Origin of the sequence: Legionella moravica DSM 19234 (assembly GCF_000423305.1) — a bacterium.
Lineage (GTDB): Bacteria > Pseudomonadota > Gammaproteobacteria > Legionellales > Legionellaceae > Legionella > Legionella moravica.
This window is the reverse complement of record NZ_KE383999.1, coordinates 115,254-137,975: the sequence shown is the minus strand read 5'-3', so window position 1 is coordinate 137,975 and position 22,722 is coordinate 115,254. Positions and strand designations below refer to the sequence as shown.

Sequence of the window (22,722 nt, the reverse complement as noted above, 5' to 3'; positions counted from 1 at the left end):
AACAGCATTGTTCCTTATAAATCAATAAACCAGGGTGTGTTTACAATTCAACTTCGCAGACTATTTGCAGCGACTTGTTCTTGAACGATCCTCACAAAAATCAACTAGAGCTAAAGTAGGTTGCGCCGAGGCCCAACCTACTCGAGCTTTTTTGGTTGGACTAAATATTTTAATAGATAATTTTAATCGTTTTAAGATCCCCTCATCCGCCGTCGACACATTCTCCCTGAGGGAGAAGGACTTTTAGCGAGATTTCGATAACATTTCGAATTAAAGATTTAGCATTTCGTCAACAAAAATTTAAGGCTAATTGGAAGGGCGGGCAAGACCGCTTTTCGTTATGCACAGAGTCAATTTTCAATAAAATCTTGGCGATGGTTCATTGATTTTAAAACATCTATAGAAATTATCAGTAGTTATTCGTGCAATTGTTTCGTAATCTATTCCCCTTAGCTCTGCAATTGCTTCAGCAACATGTTTTACCAGCGCTGGATGATTTTGCTTTCCTCGAAAAGGAACTGGAGCTAAATAGGGAGAATCGGTTTCAATAAGCATCCGGTCTAATGGAATCTGTTTTGCAACTTCCTGTAATGCTACTGCGTTTTTAAAAGTAACAATACCAGAAAATGAAATGTAAAAATTAAGGTCTATAGCCCTTCTGGCAATATCCAGATCTTCAGCGAAGCAATGCATTACTCCACCAATGTTTTGTGCATTTTCTTCAGCCATTAATAAGAGGGTATCTTCTGCTGCCTGACGAGTATGAATTATCAAGGGTTTTGAGGTAATTAATGCGGCTTTGATATGCTCTCTAAATCGCGCTCTCTGCATTTCCTGGGCTTCATCAGTAAGAGTTCGATAGTAATCAAGCCCCGTTTCTCCTATTGCGATGCAGGCCGGGTTTGCCGCCAAATCACAAAGAAGTGTTGCTGTTACCGGAGTATCCATTTCGCTATTAGGATGGACCCCCACTGAAATATTAATATTAGAATACGCAGCGGCGATAGCTTCCAATTGAGGGTAATCGCTTAACTCAACACAGACCGTTAGAAAATGTTGAACGCCATTTTCTTTTGCGCGTTGTATAACTTCTGAGAGATTATTATTAAAATCCGCTAAATCAATGAAATTTAAATGGCAATGTGAATCGACTAACATGTGAATCCTCTATATAAATCAAATCAGATAGTATCGGTCATCTGGGTTGATTTTAACATTCCTGCCAAATAAGTTTCTATTTTATTGCATAGATATCTACTGTTCTCACCCTGGAACTGCACCCCTATTCCCGACGGCTTGTTGCCCTGTGCTCCTTTTGGAGTGATCCATACTACCTTACCATTCACAGAATAAGCTTCCTGCTCATTAACTAATTTTACTGATAATTGAACCAGTTCACCCAGAGGATAAATATGATTCGTTCGTATAAAGATCCCTCCGCCTTTGACGAAAGGCATATAAGCCAAATACAAAGACGCTTCACTGGTAAAGGAACAGTTTATTAGTTGAATCTTTTCCGCCATACCCCCTCCTCTTTTATCCTGATCGAGATTAGGTACCTGGTATTAATGAAAACAACAAATCTTCTAAAACCAATGTATGATTTACATTCATATTATGGCTTATTTTTCTCAATAATGTATTTATTTTGTCAATTTGGGTAAAGATTGAAATCGGAGTCAGTAATGTCAATAACTTATCTAGCTGAAGAGCTGCTGGACCTGTTACAGTCATTTTGAGTACATGCATGTTTTGTATTTGAGAAAATACTAAATATAAAAACCACAAAAAACTGCCTAATTCAAATTGAGTCCATTGAGCGGCTAAAACACAGGGGTGTTGCTTGCGCTCAATCAAAGCAATGAGTCCATCTAAAATCACATCGGCTTGTTGCAATAGCTGCGCCCTTTCAGATTCCGGTGTGTAGTGTTTACCTAGCATCAATAAGTTATTAGCGGCTGAATCATCAGCCATAGAAAACGTAATAATCTGGCATCGACTCAGTACAGTGGGAAGTACCGTACTTAGCTGCTGAGCTATCAGGACGAACACCGTATGTTGTGTGGGTTCTTCCAGTATTTTTAATAATGCATTTGCTGAAGCAGTATTCATGCGGTCAGCAGATTCGATGACAATTAATCGATACCCGGATCGTTGTGGTGTTAAATAAGCTGAACTCTGTAGCTCTCTGATTTGATCTACTTTAATGGCGCCACCAGTCTTTTCAGGTTTAATCCATTCAACATCCGGATGTTCCATCCGCTCAACCATTTGACAATCACTACAGCACAAACACGGCTCATTCTGACCTGATTTACACAGTAATAAGCTCGTTGTCATTTTGACAAACAACCCAAGATCACAATGTAAAGGTCCAACCAAAAGCATAGACTGAGGAACACGTTGGTGAACAAACGCAGATTGAATTTTTTGCCACTGTTCTTGATGATTATGGTTCATAGCGATTGATAAATCGATTAATTGCCTCTTGAATTGCAGATTCTACTTCAGTCAGAGAACGACTTGCATCAATGGTAACACAATCAGGATTCTTTTGAATGTGCTCTATATAGGTTTGGTGTACACGATGAAAAAACTCAAGGGATTGCTGTTCAATTCGATCAAACGCACCGCGTTGCCTCGCTCTGTGCATTCCAATTTCTGGAGAAATATCGAGATACAAGGTCAAATCCGGTTTAAAGCCACTAAGGCAAAAAGCTGATAAACTGTTTATCATATGAAGATCAAGACCTCTACCACCACCTTGATAGGCAATAGTAGATAATTCAAAACGATCCGCAATAACCCATGTTCCTTGCTGCAAAGCGGGTTTAATGACTTGTTCAAGCAATTGAATGCGTGCGGCATAAAGCAGAAGCAATTCTGTTTTATTATCCAGAACATCGGTGTATTCAGGATTTTTAATAACACTCCTTAATATCTCGCCTACAGCGGTTCCACCAGGCTCTCGTGTGGTAATAGTCTGGATATCGCGTTTTGATAACTCATCAATAACGGTTTTTACTGCAGTAGACTTACCGGCTCCCTCCAATCCTTCAATTACTATTAATTTTCCAGTGAACAATGCCATTAATAGTCCTTACGTTGGTATTGATTAATCGCTTGTCGCTGTTGCTCATAGGTTTCTGAAAACTGGTGAGAACCATCTCCTTTGGCAACAAAATATAAATATTTGGATAATTGGGGATGAGCAGCTGCATCAATGGACTCTTTGCCTACCATCGCTATAGGTGTTGGAGGTAGCCCTCTGAATTTATATGAATTGTACGGTGAGACAATCAAAAGATCATTATGGGATAATTTACCTTTGTAAGCACTGCCGAGTGCATAGATTACCGTAGGATCCATTTGCAGGGGCATTGATTTCTTTAACCGATTCACCATCACACCGGATATCAGTTTCCGTTCCTGGGGAATAGCGGTTTCCCTTTCAATTATTGAAGCAGCAATGAGTAATTCATAAGCATTTCGGTAAGGTAAATCAGGCGCTCTATGTGACCAGGTATCATCCAAGTACGTCATTAAGTTACGATGAGCCTGTTCCAGGAGATTTTTGCTGCTGCTACCACCTCGGTATTGATACGTATCGGCCATAAGTAATCCTTCTGCATTAGGATATTTACCTTTAATCAATAACCAATCATCAGGATTATAATTCAAATAAGGGGCTTTCATTAAATCCTGAGCCACTTTTTGCTGTGTCGTTCCTTCAATAATAGTAAATTTTTGTGTTATCACATCACCATCTACAATTCTTTTCAGTAACTCCATCACTGTCTCACCAGGCTTTATTTGGTATACACCGGCTTTAATTTGATGAGAAAGTCCTTGAAAGCGTATAATGAGCAGCAAAAGTTTTGTTGATCGAATCAGCTTTTTTTCTTTTAATAACTGAACCACTTGATAGGCTGATGCAGAGCGGTCGATACTGATTATTTGTGCTGCGTCGTTTTTAGGGATAACAGGAGATTGTATTAAATTGTAGATATTCCAGCCAACAAATAAAAAAGACATAAAAAACGCAGCAACAATACACACTACCAGTTTTTTATGTCTTCGGGTTTCCATCTAGATTCGCTTAAATAGCAGACTGCCGTTTGTACCACCAAAACCAAGTGAATTACTTAAAACGTAATTAATGGTTCTCTTTTGTGGTGTATGCGCAACATAATTCAAATCACAACCTTCATCAGGGTTATCCAGATTTATAGTTGGAGGAGCGATTTGATCTTTGATTGCCAAAACGCTGATAATGGCTTCTACCGCTCCAGCAGCACCTAATAAATGTCCCGTCATTGATTTGGTAGAGCTCACAGCCAGGTCGTAAGCATGTTGCTGAAAAATACGTTTAATAGCTTTGGTTTCATTCATATCATTGAGATACGTTGAAGTACCATGAGCATTAATGTAATCAACTTGTTGCGGATTAATACCCGCATCATGAATGGCCGCTTCCATAGCGCGTGCCGCCCCATCAGCATCTTCATCGGGTGCTGTGATATGATATGCGTCACCAGACATACCAAACCCAGCTAGTTCGGCATAAATTTTTGCCCCACGTGCTTTGGCATGCTCATACTCTTCCAGAACAAGAATACCAGCACCTTCGCCCATAACAAAACCATCTCTGTCTTTATCCCAGGGTCTTGATGCTTTTTCTGGTTCGTCATTGCGTTTGGATAAAGAGCGAACGGCTGAAAATCCAGCAAGACAAAGTGGTGTTGTGGTCATTTCAGCACCACCGCAAATCATGACATCTGCATCACCATAAGCAATAATTCGTCCGGCAAGTCCAATATTATGAGTTCCAGTAGTACATGCAGTGACTACAGAAATATTAGGGCCTTTTAAATTATGCTTAATAGAAATCTGTCCAGCAACCATATTAATGATGCCTGCTGGAATAAAAAATGGTGAAACTTTACGCGGGCCACCAGAAACCAGCTTATCCTGATTGTTGGTAATTGTTTGAATTCCACCAATACCAGCGCCTACAGCAACACCCGTACGACGTGATAAGGCTTCATCAATCTTCAATCCAGAATCAAGCATGGCCTCTTCAGCAGCGGCAATTCCATATTGCGTAAATACATCCATTTTACGAGCGTCTTTGATAGGCACATAGTTCTCAACATTAAAATTCTTGACCTTGGCCCAAATTTTAGTGCTGTATTCGCTGGTATCAAAACCTTCTACCATACCTACACCACTAACCCCTGCCAATATGTTTTGCCAAGATTCTTGTACATTAAGTCCGACCGGGGTAAGCATCCCCATGCCAGTTACAACCACACGCCGTTTATTCAATCAAAGCTCCTCGAAAAATTAAGCTTCTTCTTTATTTAAATTTGATTCAATGTAATCAATAGCTTCTTGAATCGTAGTAATTTTTTCTGCTTTCTCATCAGGAATTTCAGTTTCAAACTCTTCTTCCAGAGCCATTACCAATTCCACTGTATCAAGAGAATCAGCACCCAGATCGTCAACAAATGACGCATCATTTTTTAACTCTTCTTCCTTAACACCCAATTGTTCAACAACAATTTTACGTACACGGTCTTCAACTGTACTCATAACTTGATTTTCCTCTTTCGGTTGATAGAAATAATTAAAATACTGACGGTTAGTTTATTCAATTATACAGATAACGCAAGAGCATTTAATTCATATACATGCCGCCATTGACATGAATTGTTTCACCTGTAATATATTTAGCACTATCTGACGCTAAAAAAACAACAGCATCAGCTACATCCTCCGCTTGCCCTAATTTACGCATTGGAATTCTTTTTAGCATTTCTTCTTTTACCATATCAGGCAAGGAAGTGGTCATATCGGTATCGATAAATCCTGGTGCAACCACATTAACAGTAATGCCTCTACTACCAATTTCCTGAGCTAAAGACTTGGAAAAACCAACAACGCCAGCTTTTGCCGCAGTATAATTGACCTGACCAGAATTACCACTAGCCCCGACTACTGAACCTACAGAAATTATTCGTCCCCAACGTGCTCTAAACATGGGCTTCAAACATGCCTTGGACATTCTATATATTGAGTTGAGGTTGGTTTCGATAACCTTGTACCATTCCTCATCATCCATTCTCAATAGCAAATTATCTGCAGTTATTCCCGCATTATTTACCAGGATTGAAGGACATTGATTGTTCTCAGTTAATTCAGACATTAATTGATCAATTTGTTCGGCGTTAGTTACATCCAGAACAATACCTTTACCAGCAAGTTTTTCCTTTTCAAAAAGAGCATTAATTGAAGCTGCTCCCTGTTCAGTAGTTGCAGTTCCAAAAACAAATGCACCCTGCTTTGCCAGTTTAATAGCAATAGCCTGACCAATGCCGCGACTGGCACCTGTAACTAATGCAATTTTACCTTCTAAAGTTATCATTAAGTTTCCTCTTAAGCTGGAGTATGTAATTGTTCTACAATCTGATCCAGGCTAATCGTGTCATAAACACTGACAGCATCCAGGCTTCTGTCTATTCTTTTGATAAGACCGTTTAACACTTTTCCTGGACCACACTCTACAATTAACTCGATACCACGATTTTTAAACATTTGGATCGTCTCAACCCAGCGTACTGGGCTATACAACTGCTCTTTTAACTGTTTTCTTATGTGTTGAGCGGAATAATAAACACTTAAATCCACATTACTCACCACATCGATTGAAGGATTTTTAAATTCAGTATTATCAAGGCTCTCTGCAAAAAGCTCGGCTGCTTCAGTTAAAAGAGGACAATGACAAGGCACGCTGACAGGGATTACTTTTGCCAAACGAGCGCCTGCTTCATTGGCCAATTCGATCATATGTTCTACTGCAGATGTATGACCAGCAACTACGACCTGCCCAATAGCATTAAAATTTGCAGGAGTAACCTTCTGGCTATCAGTACTGGCTTCTGCACACAAACTAACGACTTGTTCGTCAGTTAAACCAACAATTGCTGCCATAGCTCCCATCCCAAGTGGAATGGCATTTTGCATAAGCTGGCCCCTGCGAGCCACCAATTGCGCTGCATCCGATAATGATATTGAGTCAGCACAAACCAATGCAGCATATTCGCCTAGACTATGGCCAGCCATGATCAGAGGCTGTGACAATTCTTGTTGCATTAATAAACGATAAATGGCGACATCAGCTGTCAACATGGCAACCTGGGTATGCTCGGTCTGATTTAGTTTCTCAGAGGGTCCATTCTGAACCAGATCCCAAAGATCATAACCAACAGCCTCAGATGCTTCAGCAAAGAGATCGGTAACAATAGGATATTGAAGGGAAAAATCAGATAACATCCCTACAGATTGAGATCCTTGACCAGGAAATACAAATGCTGTGTTAACCATAATTGAAAAGCCCTATTAATTAATAACGAATAACCATTGCGCCCCAAGTCATTCCACCGCCAAATGACTCAATTAATAACAACTCATCTCGTTTAACCTGGTTGTTTCTAATTGAATGATCCAACGCTAAGGGTATCGAAGCAGCAGAGGTATTGCCTTGATTACCAATAGTAACGATAACTTGTGACATGGGAAGAGATAATTTTTTAGCAATCGCTTGAATAATACGTATATTTGCTTGATGGGGGATTAACCAATTGATATCCGATTTACTTAATTTACTGATGGCTAACACTTCATCAACAACATCACCCATAATGTTAACAGCAATTTTGAATACTTCATTACCACGCATACCAATTGTTGCGCGTTGTTCTTCAAATGTAGAATTAGGTAATGTCAAAAGTTGTTCCGCATCAAATGCTGAATGTAATACACTACCAAGGATACCCTGGCGTTCACTCGCACTTAATACTACAGCACCAGCGCCGTCGCCAAACAGTACACAGGTTGACCTGTCAGTCCAATCAACGGCTCTGGACATACTTTCAGCCCCAATCACCATAATATGACGAGCAGCACCAGCGGCTATATACTGTTTTGCTATATCCATAGCATAGACAAAACCACTGCATGCAGCACCGACATCAAAGGCTGGAATAGGCTTTTTTATTTTTAAGGCGTGTTGTACATGGCATGCAACGCTTGGAAAAAAATGATCCGGTGTGCAGGTAGCCACGAGGATTAAATCAATTTCCTCAGCGTCAAGTCCGGATGAAGCGAGAGCGTGCTCTGCTGCTCGAGATGCCATAAAGGACGTAGTTTCATGAGGCTCTGCAATACTGCGACTACTAATCCCGGATCTGGATACGATCCATTCATCATCGGTATCAAGTATTTTTTCAAGTTCAACATTAGTGAGTTTTCTTTCAGGTAAATAACTACCCGTGCCACTAATTACAGCATTCGTCATAACAGCAATCCCTGATTTATAAAATCGTTTATTTGATCACGTACTAAATCAACAACATTATTTTGTGCTTCAAGAACAGCTTGCTCAATAGCATATTCAAAACCCACATCATTGGCTCCACCATGGCTTTTGATAACAATACCATTTAAACCCAGCATACTGGCACCATTATAGCGGGAAGGATCCAATCGATTTTTCAGGTATTTCAAAGCAGGTAACGCAATAAGACCAGCCAACTTGGTTAACCAATTCCTGTTAAATGACTCTTTCAGCAGAGTCATCAATAATTTGGCCAAACCTTCACTGGCTTTTAGCGCCACATTACCAACGAATCCATCACAAACAACCAGGTCAACATCACCAGTATAAAAATGGTCACCTTCTACATAGCCGACATAATTCATCACAGAGCATTCTGCCAGCATATGAGCAGTTCGTTTGACCTGATCATTACCTTTAATTTCTTCTACGCCAATATTCAAAAGGGCAATTTTGGGCTTGGGTTTCTTTTCAATGGCCTGAATTAAAGCAGAGCCCATTACCGCAAATTGAAAGAGATGCTCGGCACAGGAATCAACATTAGCTCCGAGGTCAATAACCCAGGTTTTTCCTTTAATGGTTGGTAACTCAGAAATAATTGCTGGTCTGTCAATTCCAGGCAGTGTCTTTAACACAAAACGGGCCGTTGCCATCAAAGCACCCGTATTACCCGCGCTTACACAGGCTTGTGCTCTCCCTTCCTTGACCAAATTAATCGCAACACGCATGGAAGAATCTTTTTTATTACGTAACGCATGAGATGGCAATTCATCCATAGTTACAACTTCTGATGCATGAACAATTGTAAATTGATTTGAAGACAACACCCCATGCTTCTTCAATGAAGCACTGACCTTATCCTGCACACCGACAAGGAGTATTTTCAGGTTTGGATTTTTTTTAGCTGCGCGCACACAGGCGGGAACCACTACGCTTAAGCCATGATCCCCACCCATCGCATCAACGGCAATGGTGATATTGTTCAAGAATATTACTCTTGTTCTTCGTAAGCTGATGAAGAATCAGTATCGATAACTTTTCTTCCTCGATAATAACCATCTGGAGTCATATGATGACGAAGATGAGTTTCACCAGTAGTAGAATCAACAGATAATGTTGGCTTGGTTAAGCTGTCATGAGAACGACGCATATCACGACGTGAGCGTGATTTTTTATTTTGTTGTACTGCCATTGTATTACTCCTAAACAATTTGCATTCATAAAGCGGGAATATTACCGATATTTTAACTTCAATCCAAGTGTTAATTGAACAAAATATCAATATGTTTCGATTTTCCCAGTTAAAATATCATTAACTTCACTGCCACAATCCTCAATTTCGGGATGAAACTGTGGTGCATACAGATGTAATTCATCAACGACCAGTTCTAGTAAATCCACCTGCCAGTTTGATGAAACAATGCTTTCATAAAACTCAAGAATCTGCTCTGCCCGCTCATCACTTCTGCATACAGCAAGAGTCGTTTGATTGTTATAATGGCTTGGAAACTCGCACAGGCATCGTTGGCAGATAACAACTAAATCACCGGTTGTTTGCATATGGATTAAATAGTAATCATCTTTAGCTTCAATACTATAAGTAACCGTTAACTGGCAAGGACCGCTGATAAAAGCGGGTAACCTATCTGTTAAAGTCAGTATTTGAATGTGTTGACCTTGTTTGGCCAGTTCTGGTAAATGAAGCATTAATCAAACGTCCAAAGTAATTATTATCCGACAATGTGTTGAAAATATCAACCAATTGATCTTTTTAATACAGCTAAATTACATCAATACAGCGAATTTTATCATCTTCATAACTTCAGTACAAAGAAATGTAGGCACTTGGTGTTATTTATTAAATCGGCCTTATTTTATCTGTATCAGGAAACTTGATAAATCGTCCCCTCCTTCTTTTGATGTTTTTATGAGATAATAAAGGTTTTATAGGGTCTGTTGACAAATGCTCCCTTCGCTTACGTTTCGTGTTGCATGCGCGAAATCGAGAGAGAGTAGCATTATAAATAATTGCATTTTAGTGAAACCTGCCTAAAGCGCAGGAAGCGGGTGTAAACAGATGAGATGCCTACCGACCCAAATATTCTTTTAATTTTAACGGTAATAAGATGTATGAACTCTAAAGTTATTGTAGGCATGTCTGGTGGAGTAGATTCCTCAGTAGCGGCCTGGCTGCTAAAAGAACAGGGGTATCAGGTTGAAGGTCTGTTCATGAAAAACTGGGAGCAGGATGATACTGACACCTTCTGCCCTGCTGCACAGGATCTGGCAGATGCTCAGGCAGTTTGTAATCAATTGCGCATACCTCTTCATAGCGTTAATTTTTCAGAGCAGTACTGGGATAGGGTGTTCGCTCATTTTTTAAATGAATACGAGCATGGAAGAACTCCAAATCCGGATGTTTTATGCAATAAAGAAATAAAATTTAATGCCTTTTTAAATCACGCTCTGGAGCTGGGGGCCGATTACATTGCTACCGGACATTACGCCAAAAACAAAATTGAAGGAACATTAGGTTATCTGTATAAGGCGAAGGATAGAGATAAAGATCAAACTTATTTTCTGCATGCAGTAGAACCCTCTGCTCTGGCAAAAACGCTCTTTCCTATTGGCGATTACAATAAATCACAAATAAGAGATTTTGCCAAAGACTTGGGATTGGTAACCCATGCTAAAAAGGACTCTACGGGTATTTGTTTTATAGGGGAAAAGCGATTTAAATCTTTTTTAAAGGAATTCATCCTGGCTAAGCCGGGTGAGATAAAAAATATGGACGGCATAACCCTTGGAACACATGATGGATTAATGTTTTACACCTTGGGACAACGCCAGGGATTAGGAATCGGAGGCATGCAAAACGCCTCAGATGAGCCATGGTACGTGGTTGAAAAGGACGTAAAAACTAATACATTGTACATAGCCCAAGGCAGTCAACATCCCATGCTGTATGCCCAAGGGCTAATTTGTGGCCCTATACATTGGTTGGCAGAGTGTCAGGATAAATTACCCATCACGTGTTATGCTAAAACCAGATATCGGCAGGCAGAACAGGCATGCATGATTTCACCGCAGGACGGAAACCAGCATTACGTCATGTTCTCTAGCCCACAAAGAGCAGTTACACCAGGTCAATATGTCGTTTTTTATGATAAAAACCAGTGTCTGGGCGGAGCGACAATAGAACAAATCATCAGATAATGGTTATAATATAATATACAAAGTAGTACCTTTTATCTAACCGGAGTATACGATGGCTGCAGTTGATATAGCCCCAACAACAAGTGACGTTCATTTTTCTGTAAGTGCGGCAGATAAAGTAGCAGAATTAATTCGAGAAGAAGATAATTTCAACCTTAACCTACGTGTTTCCATCACAGGCGGAGGTTGTTCCGGATTTCAATACGGGTTTAGTTTTGATGAACAAATCAACGATGATGATACCATAGTGGAACAACAATGTTCTGATGGCCAATCTTCAGTAAAACTATTGATTGATTCAATGAGCTATCAGTACCTGCATGAAGCAGAAATCGATTACATTCAGGGAATTCAAGGCGAACAATTCGTCATTCGCAATCCCAACGCAAAAACAACCTGCGGATGCGGCTCGTCATTCAGTATGGATGATGAAGATTAGGGCCTGTTAACAACTGCCTCCACACCCTGGATTCAATGATAAAAGCCACTTCCAGAAATATGGAAAGTGGCTTTTAATTTTACAACGAAAATACGTCCATGTGCACTCATCAATAGGGTTTGATGATTACCTTCGTCCCAATTTTCATAAAATTATGACTTAACCAATAAGCATCATTAGGCTTCACGCGGACGCATCCATGGCTTGCATTATAATTAGGTACATCATATGACCCATGTACGGCATAGTACTTACTAAAAAACATGCAATAAGGCATCGGTGCACCACCACCTCCAACCGGATATCTACTGGATTTACATCCCGGTCCACCTTTACTGATGATTCGGTAAACACCTGAGGGAGTTTTACACCCTCTGCGAATATCAGGACAATAGCTTTTACCCCCGGAACCTCTGCCTGTGCGTACTACTTTGCCATTTTCATTGATGGCTTTCCAGGTCAGTGTATTAGGATTAAAAATGAACGTATTACCTGCCGAATAAGCGGAGTGATACATGAAACCTATAATTGAAAGAAACAAAAACCGCACTAAAAACATTAGACGAAAGTTGGACTTTTCCATGATTATTCCTATTTCATTTCCATCAACTTCAATTTTAGTTGAAATTTTAAACAAATCAAACTTCAATTGGATCTTCCCACCACGTCATCCCTTCCCGGAACACAGCAAGAGCTTGGTTCTCCTGTCGGGTGGTGAGTTCCCTTTAATTTGTTCAAGCTAAATCGATAAAGCATCTTGTTCAATTTAGGGTCTGTTGACAATTCAAGTTTCGACGTCCCGCGACTTGTTCGCGGGATCCAATTCAATCTTTAAAGGCGCAATATATTCTTGTTTTGCGCAAAATCTATGGATTCCGCGAACAAGTCGCGGAAAGTAGGCTTGAATATAATGAAATGTCAACAGCCCCTAATAAATCCAGAAGTGATGAGGCTGCCTAATTTATTCAACTCATATTGCTGTTTTTACAGGCAAATTAGAATATTTTGTCCTAATATATATTTGAGACCCCAAAAAAGGATAATTCATCATGACAAGGAAATTGCTTCTCGCAACAACCATAGCCTTAAGCAGTGCATTAATCCCTTTTGTATCCAATGCGGAGGATACTTCCAGTCCTAATGAGATGCCAAAAGATAGCTGGCTAAGCTCAATGGCTCCTTTACTACCGGATCTTATCTGTAAAGGATTTATACAGGATGCTGATTTGAAAAAACGATTTGATGAAATCAAAATGACTTATGAGCAATGCGTCACACTAATACCCGAAAGCACTAATAAATGCCAAAATGAACTTTATGGTAGCATGCCGGATAAAATTAACAGTGAAAGCGCTGCGGTCTGGGGTAGATCATTGGGTGAATGTATCGGTAAAGATTTCGCCGAAAAATATTTGGTTCCTAAAAATTAAAAGAAAATTCAACATGCAGCCAGCCCGCACTAATTAGTAAATGCCGGTTGGCTTCTAGCTCAAAATAATCCGTTTTAATTTGTATATTGGATATCTATCATCAGGCATAACGCTTGTTTGGCGTTTAATATTAAGTTTCATCATTCCAATGATTCACACCTGATTTCTTTGCCAAAAAATTCACAAAATCATGATGCGCCACAAGCTCCTCATCACTAGCCATGACTACAATGGGATTCGCCAAACATAATGCAGCGAGCTCATTGACATTATTGTTTAAGTTACTGGTCACCGCTTCTGACTCTGAAAATAAACTGGTTTGACCTCCCGTCATGGCCAGATATACAAACGCCAGGATTTCGGCGTCCAACAATGCTCCGTGTAACTGCCGGTTTGAGTTATCAATACTGTACCGTTTGCAAAGCGCATCAAGGCTGTTACGCTGCCCCGGATGCTTCTCTCTCGCCAACTCCAAAGTATCAAAAATATCGCAATACTCTTCTAATTTTTTCTTCCAATGGACGTGTTTCAATTCAGAATTAAGGAATCCAACATCAAAGGGTGCGTTGTGTATCACTAATTCAGCACCACCTACAAATTGAAGAAACTCGGAAACTACATCTTTAAACAGGGGCTTATCCTGTAAAAACTCATTGCTGATGCCATGTACACGAAAAGCGCCTTCATCCACTTCCCGCTCAGGATTCAGATAAACGTGATAATGCCTACCAGTTAGTTTACGATCAATTAATTCAACACAGCCAATTTCAATAACTCGATGTCCTTGTTCAGGCCCTATACCGGTTGTTTCTGTATCTAATATTATTTGCCTCATTGATCCACCCTATCAGGTTAATTCAGTAATTCCCTGGTTCGCTAAGGCATCAACCAAATCATTTTCCAAATGACCTGAATGCCCCTTAACCCAATGCCAGTTTACTTTATGAGTGGAAGCGAGTTTGTCTAGCGACATCCAGAGATCGGCATTTTTTACGGGTTCTTTTTTTGAATTACGCCAGCCATTTTTTTTCCAGGACGCTAACCATTCCTTCATGCCCTGCTGGACGTATTTAGAGTCAGTATATAAATCGACTTCACAAGGACGCTTTAATGATTCCAGTCCTTTAATTGCTGCCATTAGCTCCATTCGATTATTTGTGGTGTGAGCTTCCCCACCGTGGAGCGTACGTTCAACCCCCTGATATCGGAGTAACACACCCCATCCGCCAGGGCCAGGATTTCCTTTACAAGCACCATCTGTATATATTTCAACTATCATAAGAATAAATCAGTACAAAGTTCCAAGTCAGGCTGCATAGCATAACAAGAAAAATCAGTTACACCAGCACGTTTTAAAACATCTTCATCAATAAATAAATTTCCAGTCAGAGATTTCGAGGGTTGATTCATAATCCAATAAGCTGCATCCGCCATAATCTCGGGCTTACGGCTAGCCATATAGAGTTCCTTGGGAAAATGAACTCTTATGGCATCTGTAGCAATAGTTGTTCTTGGCCATAGAGAATTGACTGCAATTCCCGCCTCTCTGAACTCCTCAGACAAACCCATAGTACACATGCTCATACCGTATTTACTAAGAGTATATGCCAAATGTGATGCAAACCATTTTCTGTCCATATTCAACGGAGGAGATAAGGTTAAAATATGAGGGTTAGGACTTTTTAACAAATGAGGTATAGCTGCCTGAGAGCATGCAAAAGTTGCTCTGGTATTGACCTCCTGCATTAAGTCATAACGCTTCATCGGAGTATTCAGTGTATCGCTTAAACTGATCGCACTCGCATTATTAATCAATACATCCAGCCTGCCAAAAGTGTCTATGGTTTTATTTATCGCTTGTTGAATCTGAGACTCATCACGCACATCAACCATTAGAGGTAATGCTTGTCCACCTAGTTCTTCTATCTCTTTTGCAACAGTATAAATAGTCCCTTCAAGTTTAGGATGCGGTTCCGCTGTTTTAGCAGCGATGACAACACGTGCTTTTTCAGCAGCGCATTTTAAAGCAATTGCTCGACCTATTCCTCTACTGCCGCCGGTAATAAAAATTACTTTGCTCATGAACTCTTCCTTATTTTGATTCCAGCAATATAGGCCAAAAAGAAACGCATCAATGCTCCATAGGGTGGGTACAAAAAAACTCCTGGCGAAAAAGCTCCTTTTACCAATACTGGCTTTAATTTAGAAAAGGCATCAAAACCCTCTTGCCCATGGTATTGCCCCATTCCACTAGAACCCACACCGCCAAAGGGTAAATCGTCAACGGCTATATGCATTAGCGTATCATTAATCGTTAAAGCACCCGACAACGTTCGGGTTTGAACCATCTTCTTCTCAAGAGTGTCTTCCCCAAAGTAATAAAGCGCTAAGGGATTGGGTAGCGTGTTAATAACGGCTACTGCATCCCTAAACGTTTTATAACCAAGCACCGGCAAAATAGGGCCAAAAATTTCCTCCTGCATGATCTTCATATCGGAAGTGACATCAAATATCAAAAATACTGGAAGTTTATTTGAACTGTCTTTTAACTCACCAAACTCGACAACTCGAGCACCTTTTGCTCGAGCATCTTTAACTAAATCCAGTAAGCGTAACTTATGGTTGTCATTAATAATATTGGAATAATTGTCATTATTCATCAAATCAGGGTAATGCTTTTGAATAAATTTATTGAACTCTTCTTCAACAATCCTTTCCCAACCCTCCGGGACTAACAGATAATCAGGAGCAATACAGGTTTGAGCTGAATTAAACAATTTCCCCATGAACAATCGATTAAAGTATTTTTTATTCATTGTGGAAGACAAGAGAGCAGGTGATTTACCGCCTAGCTCCAGTGTTATCGGTGTCAGATGGTCACTTGCGGATTTCATAACCAATTTTCCAACCGCGGTCGATCCAGTAAACATTAAATGCCCAAAAGGTAAAGTTGAGAATTGTTTGGAAACCTCAACATCACCCGTAACAATCTGTACGTAGTGATCCAAGCCTGCTGTGCGAACAATCGATTGAAGTACTAATCCCGTATTATTGGACAGCTCAGACATTTTAATCATGACTCGATTACCCGCAGCCAAAGCGTAAACGGCTGGGACTATTGAAAGATAGAGCGGGTAATTCCAGGGTACCAGATTGCCTATAACGCCTAGGGGTTGAGGCACTGTATAAGCAGAAGCGGGAAACAAAAGCCAGGACACCTCTCTTCGGCGCTTTTTCATCCAACGCTTCATTTTTTTTAAACAATAATTAATGGCATTGATTGTAGGGAAAATTTCCAGAAATAAGGTTTCCTCCACGGCCCTATGGGTAAAGTCTTTGTTTATTGCTTCAGCAATAGCATAGGCTTCAGTCTGTAAGACCTTTTTGATGGCCACCAAATTTTTTTTTCTATCCTGCACTGAAGGATAAGGATTTAATTGGTGCTCATCCGCCAACGCTTTGAATTGAGAATTTAAGTCCATATTATCGGGCCTTATCCTATAGTTTCAACATTCAAATTAGGTAAAGTAAAGTCTTCAGCAAGAATCCTGTGTTTTATTTTCGCAATGTCAGGCGCAAAATATCGGTCTTTATCGTAAGGAGCTATATCGTCCCTTATTTTACGATATATTTTATACAACTGAGGAGACGTTTTTAATGGCTTATGAAACTCCAGTCCCTGACATGCAGCAAGCAACTCAATAGCAAGGATGGTTGCGGTATTATCGTTCATTTCATACAAGCGACGAGCGGCACTGGTAGCCATGGAGACATGATCCTCCTGATTTGCAGATGTTGGGATGCTGTCTACTGAATGAGGATGAGCCAGTGCTTTATTATCGCTTGCGCAGGACGCTGCGGTAACATGAGCTATCATAAAACCAGAATTCAACCCACTTTCTTTGACTAAAAACGCCGGTAAACCGCTAAAATTCTTATCAATCAGCAACGCAATCCGCCTTTCGGCATTTGCTCCCATTTCAGCAATAGCCAAAGCCAGATTATCTGCGGCCATGGCAATAATTTCACCATGAAAATTTCCTCCTGATAATATGTCGCCATCCTGAGCAAAAACCAATGGATTATCTGAAACAGCATTCGCTTCAACCTGAAGCGTAGAACCTACAAACTGCAATTGATGAAGCACTGCCCCCATAATTTGAGGCTGACAGCGCAGTGAATAGGGATCCTGTACTCGATTGCACAGTCGATGCGCTTCCCGAATCTCACTACCAGATAATAAACTGCGGTACATCGAAGCCACTTGCGATTGCGCTTGATGACCGCGAGCCTGATGAATTCTGTCATCAAAAGGAACATCACTTCCACTGGCAGCATCTACAGACAAGGCCCCCGCAACAACAGCGGTTTCAAAAAGGGTTTCACAGGTAAATAATGCCATTAACGCCAGCGCGGTAGACACCTGTAGGCCATTAAGCAAAGCCAACCCTTCTTTAGCTTCCAATACAATAGGAGTTAATCCAGCAATTTTTAATCCTTCAACAGCACTGATTTTCTTACCTTTGTACCGTACAAAGCCTTCGCCTAGTAAAGGTAAAGACATATGCGCCAAAGGAACTAAATCCCCAGAGGCACCAACAGAACCCTTTGCCGGAATACATGGATACACTTTATGATTATAAAGTTGCACCAATGCTTCAACAACTTCAATCCGTACTCCTGAATAGCCTTGGGCCAAATTATTAATTTTAAGCAGCAAGATCAATGCAACCACATTATCTGGAAGCAGTTCACCTGTTCCACAGGCATGGGACAGGACAATATTTCGTTGCAACTGTTTTAAATGATCGTTAGAAATAGTCTGATTCGCCAAAGATCCGAAACCCGTATTAATTCCATAAACTGTTCTTTTCTCTTTAATAACATTTTTTACTGCCTGATGCGACGCATCGATTAAACCCAATGCGGTATCCGACAAGGAACAAAGCAACCCATTAGAAATAGCATATTTAATAGACTTCAGGGTCAATTTCCCTGGTTGTAAGATAAACCCTTCAGACATTTACTCGCTCCTCTTGAGATTCCATTGGCAACCATAATGAATTTTCTTTTGCACACTGTTTTGCGAGTTCATATCCCGCATCAGCATGCCTCATAACCCCTGTTGCCGGATCGTTATGTAAGACTCTGGCCAATCGCTGTGCTGCCTTTGCAGTACCATCCGCGACAATAACTACCCCTGCGTGTTGGGAAAACCCCATGCCAACTCCACCACCATGATGGATGCTGACCCAGGTAGCACCACTGGCACAATTTAACAATGCATTGAGGAGCGGCCAGTCTGATACTGCATCACTTCCATCCAACATTCCCTCAGTTTCTCTATTAGGACTGGCAACTGACCCGGAATCCAGATGATCCCTGCCAATTACAATTGGCGCTTTCACTTCTTTATTTTTAACCATTTCATTAAAGGCTAAAGCCAAACGAGCACGATCTTTGAGTCCAACCCAGCAAATTCGTGCAGGAAGCCCCTGAAAAGCGATTCGCTCCTTGGCCATATCCAGCCAATGATGTAGGTGCTTATCGTGCGGAATCAGTTTTTTAACCATCCGATCGGTTGCATAAATATCCTCAGGATCTCCTGATAATGCAACCCACCGGAACGGTCCAATTCCTTCACAAAACAAGGGTCTGATGTAGGCAGGAACAAATCCTTCAAATGAAAACGCCTGATCTTCCCCTGCTTCCAGTGCCATTTGGCGGATGTTATTTCCATAATCAAAAACAGGAATTCCCTGCTTTTGAAATTGAAGCATGGCATGAACTTGAATTGCCATTGATTTTTTAGCCGCTTCAACAACTTTGGCAGGATCAGTTTTTCTCATGTTAATAGCCTGCTCCACAGTCCAACCTGCAGGAAGATATCCATTTAGGGGATCATGGGCGCTGGTTTGATCAGTAACCAGGGATGGTTGAGCACCACGTTGAATCAATTGAGGATAGATTTCCGCAGCATTTCCCAGAACAGCAACAGATAATGGTTGTCTTTTTTGGCATGATTCATTAATCCATGCCAGAGCTTCATCAAGATTATCGGTATATTTATCAAGATACTTCGTTTTAATGCGTTTTTCTATACGACTTAAATCACACTCAACAGCGAGAACACTGGCTCCTGCCATAGTGCCCGCTAAGGTTTGGGCTCCACCCATACCCCCTAAACCACCAGTTAAAATCCAGCGCCCTGATAAATCTCCGTTATAATGTTTTTTTGCAGCAGCAATAAAGGTTTCATACGTCCCTTGAACTATTCCTTGTGAACCAATATAAATCCAGCTTCCAGCGGTCATTTGACCGTACATCATTAAGCCTTTTTTATCCAACTCATTAAAATATTCCCAATTAGCCCAGCGAGGAACTAAATTTGAATTGGCAATAAGGACTCTTGGTGCATCTTCATGGGTCGTAAAAACACCAACGGGTTTCCCTGATTGAATTAACAAAGTCTGATCATCATCCAGGACTTTTAATACCTCGACGATTTTATCAAAGCAAGTCCAGTTCCTCGCTGCCTTCCCAAGCCCGCCATAGACAATTAAAGAATCAGGATCTTCTGCGACATCAGGATCCAGATTATTACACAGCATTCGTAAAGCAGCCTCAGTCAACCAACTCTTGGCCTGTTTTTCCGTGCCTTTATTCGCAGTAATTACTCGTTTATTCTTGTTATTATTCATCAAGAACTCTCCATTGCTAAAAATTAGAAACATCATACACGAGACAACTTTCTGCGTGAATGCAGTATTCCGTTAATTTAATGAGTTTATTACTATTTATAGATACTGTTACAAAACCCAGCCCAATGAACATTCAGTAGTCAGTGTGTTTTGCACTATGTTATACTTTACCTCAATTAAAACCAATAAAGTGTGAACCGTGTTAAATCAAATTGATAAACATCCAAAGTCATTACGTATATTTTTTGCAACAGAAATGTGGGAACGATACGGCTTTTACGTAGTGCAATCTTTATTAGCACTGTATTTGGCGTTTCACTTTAAATGGAATGATAAACAAATTTATGCTTTGGTTGGCTCCTTTACTGCTCTAACGTACCTCTCGCCTTTAGTCGGTGGATGGATTGCTGACAAACTGATTGGACAAAAACGAGCGACATTGCTAGGGGCCTTCGTTTTATTTTTGAGTTATTGTCTTTTATCAATTCTGGATAATAATCTTGCACTGACCACCTCCTTAGCCGGTATTGCGGTAGGAACCGGTTTATTGAAACCGAATATTTCTTCTCTTCTAGGCAATGAATACCCAGTTGGCTCACCAAAAAGGGAAAGTGGTTTCACTATTTTTTATATGGGAATAACAACGGGTATTATCCTGGGCACTACGTTGCCCAGCCACTTAACTGAACTGTTTGGCTGGTCAGGCTCCTTTATCAGTGCTGCAATAGGAATGATTATAGCGTTCATGGTATTTCTGTATGGCGTTCATCAATATAAAATCAATGACTATAATCCCTTTGTATTTGAATACAAAAATATCGCACGTGCGCTCATACTAATGATAGGATTATGGGCCTTATCTTTTTATATTCTGAATTATCCCAAACTGGCTAATCTGATGTTCGGTTTAGTGGTATTATTTTCGGCTATATACATTTTGTATTCAGTAAATCGAGAAGATTCGGATCAAGCACGTCAAACATTGGTCATTGGATTGTTATGTATCATATCAGTGATGTTTTGGGCTTTTTACTTCCAAATGTTTATGTCATTGACCCTGTTCATATCTCGGGTAGTACAACCTACCTTTTGTGGGATTCAAGTACCTCCACCTTATTACATCACCATACAAAGCATTGGAATGCTTGTTATTGGCTATTTTTTAGCTAAAAAACATCATCACCTTAATCTGATTGAACGTGGATTAAGTACAGGAAAAAAATTCGTATTGGCCATGATCTTTATGACATTAGCCTATTCCATTATTGCCATAGTAAGTACCTTTGGCGCTAAAGAAATACTCCTGTCGCCATTACTTATCGTTCCGGCCTATTTAATGATCTCTTTGGCCGAGCTGTTCCTTTCTCCAGTTGGTTTATCAGCCATTACTGTTCTTGCGGACAAAAATAAAGTGAGCACCATGATAGGCATATTTTTTGTGTCTCTCGGGATAGGTGGGTTTTTATCTGGCAAACTGGCTTCCTTAACGGCCATTCCTCCAGGAGAAACGAACATCGCTGTGTTGAAATCGCTCTACTCCGCTGCATTTGCTCAACAATTAGGCATCTTGTTTGTGGCAACGCTGGGATGTCTGGTTATATTTGCAGTTATCAAATTTTTATTAACACATATTCAGGTATCAGAATAATGGCGCATAACCCTTTTTATATGCTCCATTTACTGATATCATTTAGCGCTTTTTGATGGAAGATTAACACACCTATGTCTGATCAGAACCTTATGTTAAATACCTTATTAAAATCACTAGAAGACATCCAGGCAATTGATGTCAAGGTGATTGATGTTCATAAACAAACCACCATTACTGACTATATGATTATTGCTTCTGGTCGTGCCTCACGCCATGTAAAAGCTATAGCCCAAAAAGTAATGGAAGACATGAAGCTGTCTGGACTACCTGCACTCAGCTCTACTGGAATTGAAAGTGGTGATTGGGCTTTGATCGATTTTGGAGATTTCATTCTTCATGTCATGCAACCTGAAAGCAGACAGTTTTATAATCTCGAAGGATTGTGGGAAGAGCAACCAGCTTCCTGAACACCCTATGCTTAAAATTACTATCATCACCTTGGGCAATAAAATGCCTGACTGGGTAATCAAAGGCTCCAATGAGTACATCAAACGATTCAAAGAGGGTATTCAGTTAAAAGTGGCTGAAATCCCTCTGATGACTCGGAGCAAATCATCTGATCTGTCCCGAATCATGGAGAAAGAGTCTGCAATGATCCGGGAAGCGATACCTAATGGAGCACGAATTATTGCTCTTGATATTGAAGGAAAAACCTTCAGTAGTGAAGAATTAGCCATAAAGATTACTCAATTACAACAAATATCAAGTCACTTTTGTTTTATTATTGGCGGGCCTGAAGGACTGTCCAATGAAATTCGTCAGCTTAGTGATGAACGTTGGTCTTTATCCAAATTGACCCTTCCACATCCATTGGTTCGAATTATTCTGCTTGAAACCTTATATAGAGCCTGGACCATCATCAACAACCATCCTTATCATAAGTAAAA

General features: G+C 40.3%; 25 protein-coding genes and 1 pseudogene. 6 read left to right on the top strand and 20 right to left on the bottom strand.

Annotated features, from left to right (window positions below):
* Positions 1 to 357 precede the first annotated feature (357 nt).
* The 13 genes and pseudogenes from G543_RS0110730 to G543_RS0110670 form a co-directional block, all read right to left on the bottom strand.
* Complete coding sequence (locus G543_RS0110730; protein WP_028384508.1) at positions 358 to 1,158, bottom strand: TatD family hydrolase; 801 nt, start codon at positions 1,156 to 1,158, stop codon at positions 358 to 360.
* A gap of 23 nt (positions 1,159 to 1,181) precedes the next feature.
* Positions 1,182 to 1,523, bottom strand: coding sequence for a PilZ domain-containing protein (locus G543_RS0110725; protein ID WP_051190676.1), 342 nt, complete (start codon positions 1,521 to 1,523; stop codon positions 1,182 to 1,184).
* A 28-nt stretch (positions 1,524 to 1,551) separates the two neighbouring features.
* Positions 1,552 to 2,460: a DNA polymerase III subunit delta' gene (locus tag G543_RS0110720; RefSeq protein WP_035922078.1), complete on the bottom strand. Its 909-nt coding sequence runs from the start codon at positions 2,458 to 2,460 to the stop codon at positions 1,552 to 1,554.
* Positions 2,450 to 3,091, bottom strand: coding sequence for a dTMP kinase (gene tmk / locus G543_RS0110715; protein ID WP_028384505.1), 642 nt, complete (start codon positions 3,089 to 3,091; stop codon positions 2,450 to 2,452). Before tmk ends, G543_RS0110720 begins: the two co-directional genes overlap by 11 nt.
* A complete protein-coding gene (gene mltG, locus G543_RS0110710) occupies positions 3,091 to 4,089 on the bottom strand; it encodes an endolytic transglycosylase MltG (RefSeq protein WP_028384504.1) in 999 nt (332 codons plus the stop codon). The genes tmk and mltG overlap by 1 nt, the downstream gene beginning before the upstream one ends.
* Positions 4,090 to 5,328 (bottom strand): beta-ketoacyl-ACP synthase II, encoded by a 1,239-nt coding sequence (fabF, locus tag G543_RS0110705; RefSeq protein WP_028384503.1) that lies wholly within the window; start codon positions 5,326 to 5,328, stop codon positions 4,090 to 4,092.
* 18 nt (positions 5,329 to 5,346) lie between these two features.
* Positions 5,347 to 5,607: pseudogene (gene acpP / locus G543_RS0110700) on the bottom strand (acyl carrier protein); the annotation flags it as partial.
* A 73-nt stretch (positions 5,608 to 5,680) separates the two neighbouring features.
* Complete coding sequence (gene fabG, locus G543_RS0110695) at positions 5,681 to 6,427, bottom strand: 3-oxoacyl-ACP reductase FabG (RefSeq protein ID WP_028384502.1); 747 nt, start codon at positions 6,425 to 6,427, stop codon at positions 5,681 to 5,683.
* 11 nt (positions 6,428 to 6,438) lie between these two features.
* The gene (gene fabD, locus G543_RS0110690) at positions 6,439 to 7,386 is read right to left on the bottom strand and encodes an ACP S-malonyltransferase (protein WP_028384501.1); all 948 of its coding nucleotides are present in this window, start codon (positions 7,384 to 7,386) and stop codon (positions 6,439 to 6,441) included.
* Positions 7,387 to 7,405: 19 nt separating this feature from the next.
* Complete coding sequence (locus tag G543_RS0110685) at positions 7,406 to 8,359, bottom strand: beta-ketoacyl-ACP synthase III (protein ID WP_028384500.1); 954 nt, start codon at positions 8,357 to 8,359, stop codon at positions 7,406 to 7,408.
* Positions 8,356 to 9,384, bottom strand: coding sequence for a phosphate acyltransferase PlsX (plsX, locus tag G543_RS0110680; RefSeq protein WP_028384499.1), 1,029 nt, complete (start codon positions 9,382 to 9,384; stop codon positions 8,356 to 8,358). The genes G543_RS0110685 and plsX overlap by 4 nt, the downstream gene beginning before the upstream one ends.
* Positions 9,385 to 9,389: 5 nt before the next feature.
* Positions 9,390 to 9,590 carry a 50S ribosomal protein L32 gene (gene rpmF / locus G543_RS0110675; RefSeq protein ID WP_028384498.1) on the bottom strand — a complete coding sequence of 67 codons (201 nt, stop codon included), beginning with the start codon at positions 9,588 to 9,590 and terminating at the stop codon, positions 9,390 to 9,392.
* A gap of 86 nt (positions 9,591 to 9,676) precedes the next feature.
* A complete protein-coding gene (locus G543_RS0110670; RefSeq protein ID WP_028384497.1) occupies positions 9,677 to 10,105 on the bottom strand; it encodes a YceD family protein in 429 nt (142 codons plus the stop codon).
* Positions 10,106 to 10,528: 423 nt separating this feature from the next.
* Between G543_RS0110670 and mnmA the strand changes: the two genes are divergently transcribed.
* Together mnmA and erpA are read left to right on the top strand one after the other, a co-directional pair.
* On the top strand, positions 10,529 to 11,614 hold the full coding sequence (gene mnmA, locus G543_RS0110665) for a tRNA 2-thiouridine(34) synthase MnmA (protein WP_028384496.1): 1,086 nt from the start codon (positions 10,529 to 10,531) through the stop codon (positions 11,612 to 11,614).
* Between the two features lie 52 nt (positions 11,615 to 11,666).
* Positions 11,667 to 12,053: an iron-sulfur cluster insertion protein ErpA gene (erpA, locus tag G543_RS0110660; protein WP_028384495.1), complete on the top strand. Its 387-nt coding sequence runs from the start codon at positions 11,667 to 11,669 to the stop codon at positions 12,051 to 12,053.
* A 109-nt stretch (positions 12,054 to 12,162) separates the two neighbouring features.
* On the opposite strand, the gene G543_RS0110655 is transcribed toward erpA, so the two are convergent.
* On the bottom strand, positions 12,163 to 12,636 hold the full coding sequence (locus tag G543_RS0110655) for a L,D-transpeptidase (protein WP_028384494.1): 474 nt from the start codon (positions 12,634 to 12,636) through the stop codon (positions 12,163 to 12,165).
* A gap of 466 nt (positions 12,637 to 13,102) precedes the next feature.
* Here G543_RS0110655 and G543_RS0110650 point away from each other — a divergent pair, with 466 nt between their 5' ends.
* Positions 13,103 to 13,483 (top strand): hypothetical protein, encoded by a 381-nt coding sequence (locus G543_RS0110650; RefSeq protein WP_028384493.1) that lies wholly within the window; start codon positions 13,103 to 13,105, stop codon positions 13,481 to 13,483.
* 130 nt (positions 13,484 to 13,613) lie between these two features.
* Here the strand turns inward: G543_RS0110650 and dnaQ are convergent, their stop codons facing one another.
* The 6 genes from dnaQ to hutU are packed head-to-tail and all read right to left on the bottom strand — an operon-like array spanning position 13,614 to position 20,184.
* Positions 13,614 to 14,318: a DNA polymerase III subunit epsilon gene (gene dnaQ / locus G543_RS0110645; RefSeq protein WP_028384492.1), complete on the bottom strand. Its 705-nt coding sequence runs from the start codon at positions 14,316 to 14,318 to the stop codon at positions 13,614 to 13,616.
* A gap of 12 nt (positions 14,319 to 14,330) precedes the next feature.
* Entirely contained in the window at positions 14,331 to 14,762 is a 432-nt protein-coding gene (rnhA, locus tag G543_RS0110640; protein WP_028384491.1) for a ribonuclease HI, read from the bottom strand.
* Positions 14,759 to 15,565 (bottom strand): SDR family oxidoreductase, encoded by an 807-nt coding sequence (locus G543_RS0110635; protein WP_028384490.1) that lies wholly within the window; start codon positions 15,563 to 15,565, stop codon positions 14,759 to 14,761. The genes rnhA and G543_RS0110635 overlap by 4 nt, the downstream gene beginning before the upstream one ends.
* On the bottom strand, positions 15,562 to 16,965 hold the full coding sequence (locus G543_RS0110630; protein WP_028384489.1) for a coniferyl aldehyde dehydrogenase: 1,404 nt from the start codon (positions 16,963 to 16,965) through the stop codon (positions 15,562 to 15,564). Before G543_RS0110630 ends, G543_RS0110635 begins: the two co-directional genes overlap by 4 nt.
* Before the next feature lie 11 nt (positions 16,966 to 16,976).
* A complete protein-coding gene (hutH, locus tag G543_RS0110625; protein ID WP_028384488.1) occupies positions 16,977 to 18,506 on the bottom strand; it encodes a histidine ammonia-lyase in 1,530 nt (509 codons plus the stop codon).
* On the bottom strand, positions 18,499 to 20,184 hold the full coding sequence (hutU, locus tag G543_RS0110620; RefSeq protein ID WP_028384487.1) for a urocanate hydratase: 1,686 nt from the start codon (positions 20,182 to 20,184) through the stop codon (positions 18,499 to 18,501). Before hutU ends, hutH begins: the two co-directional genes overlap by 8 nt.
* A 211-nt stretch (positions 20,185 to 20,395) precedes the next feature.
* Between hutU and G543_RS0110615 the strand changes: the two genes are divergently transcribed.
* From G543_RS0110615 to rlmH, 3 genes are all read left to right on the top strand, one after another.
* Positions 20,396 to 21,832 (top strand): peptide MFS transporter, encoded by a 1,437-nt coding sequence (locus G543_RS0110615; protein WP_028384486.1) that lies wholly within the window; start codon positions 20,396 to 20,398, stop codon positions 21,830 to 21,832.
* Between the two features lie 74 nt (positions 21,833 to 21,906).
* Entirely contained in the window at positions 21,907 to 22,242 is a 336-nt protein-coding gene (gene rsfS / locus G543_RS0110610; RefSeq protein WP_028384485.1) for a ribosome silencing factor, read from the top strand.
* A gap of 7 nt (positions 22,243 to 22,249) precedes the next feature.
* Positions 22,250 to 22,720 carry a 23S rRNA (pseudouridine(1915)-N(3))-methyltransferase RlmH gene (gene rlmH, locus G543_RS0110605; protein WP_028384484.1) on the top strand — a complete coding sequence of 157 codons (471 nt, stop codon included), beginning with the start codon at positions 22,250 to 22,252 and terminating at the stop codon, positions 22,718 to 22,720.
* The last annotated feature ends 2 nt before the right edge of the window (positions 22,721 to 22,722 follow it).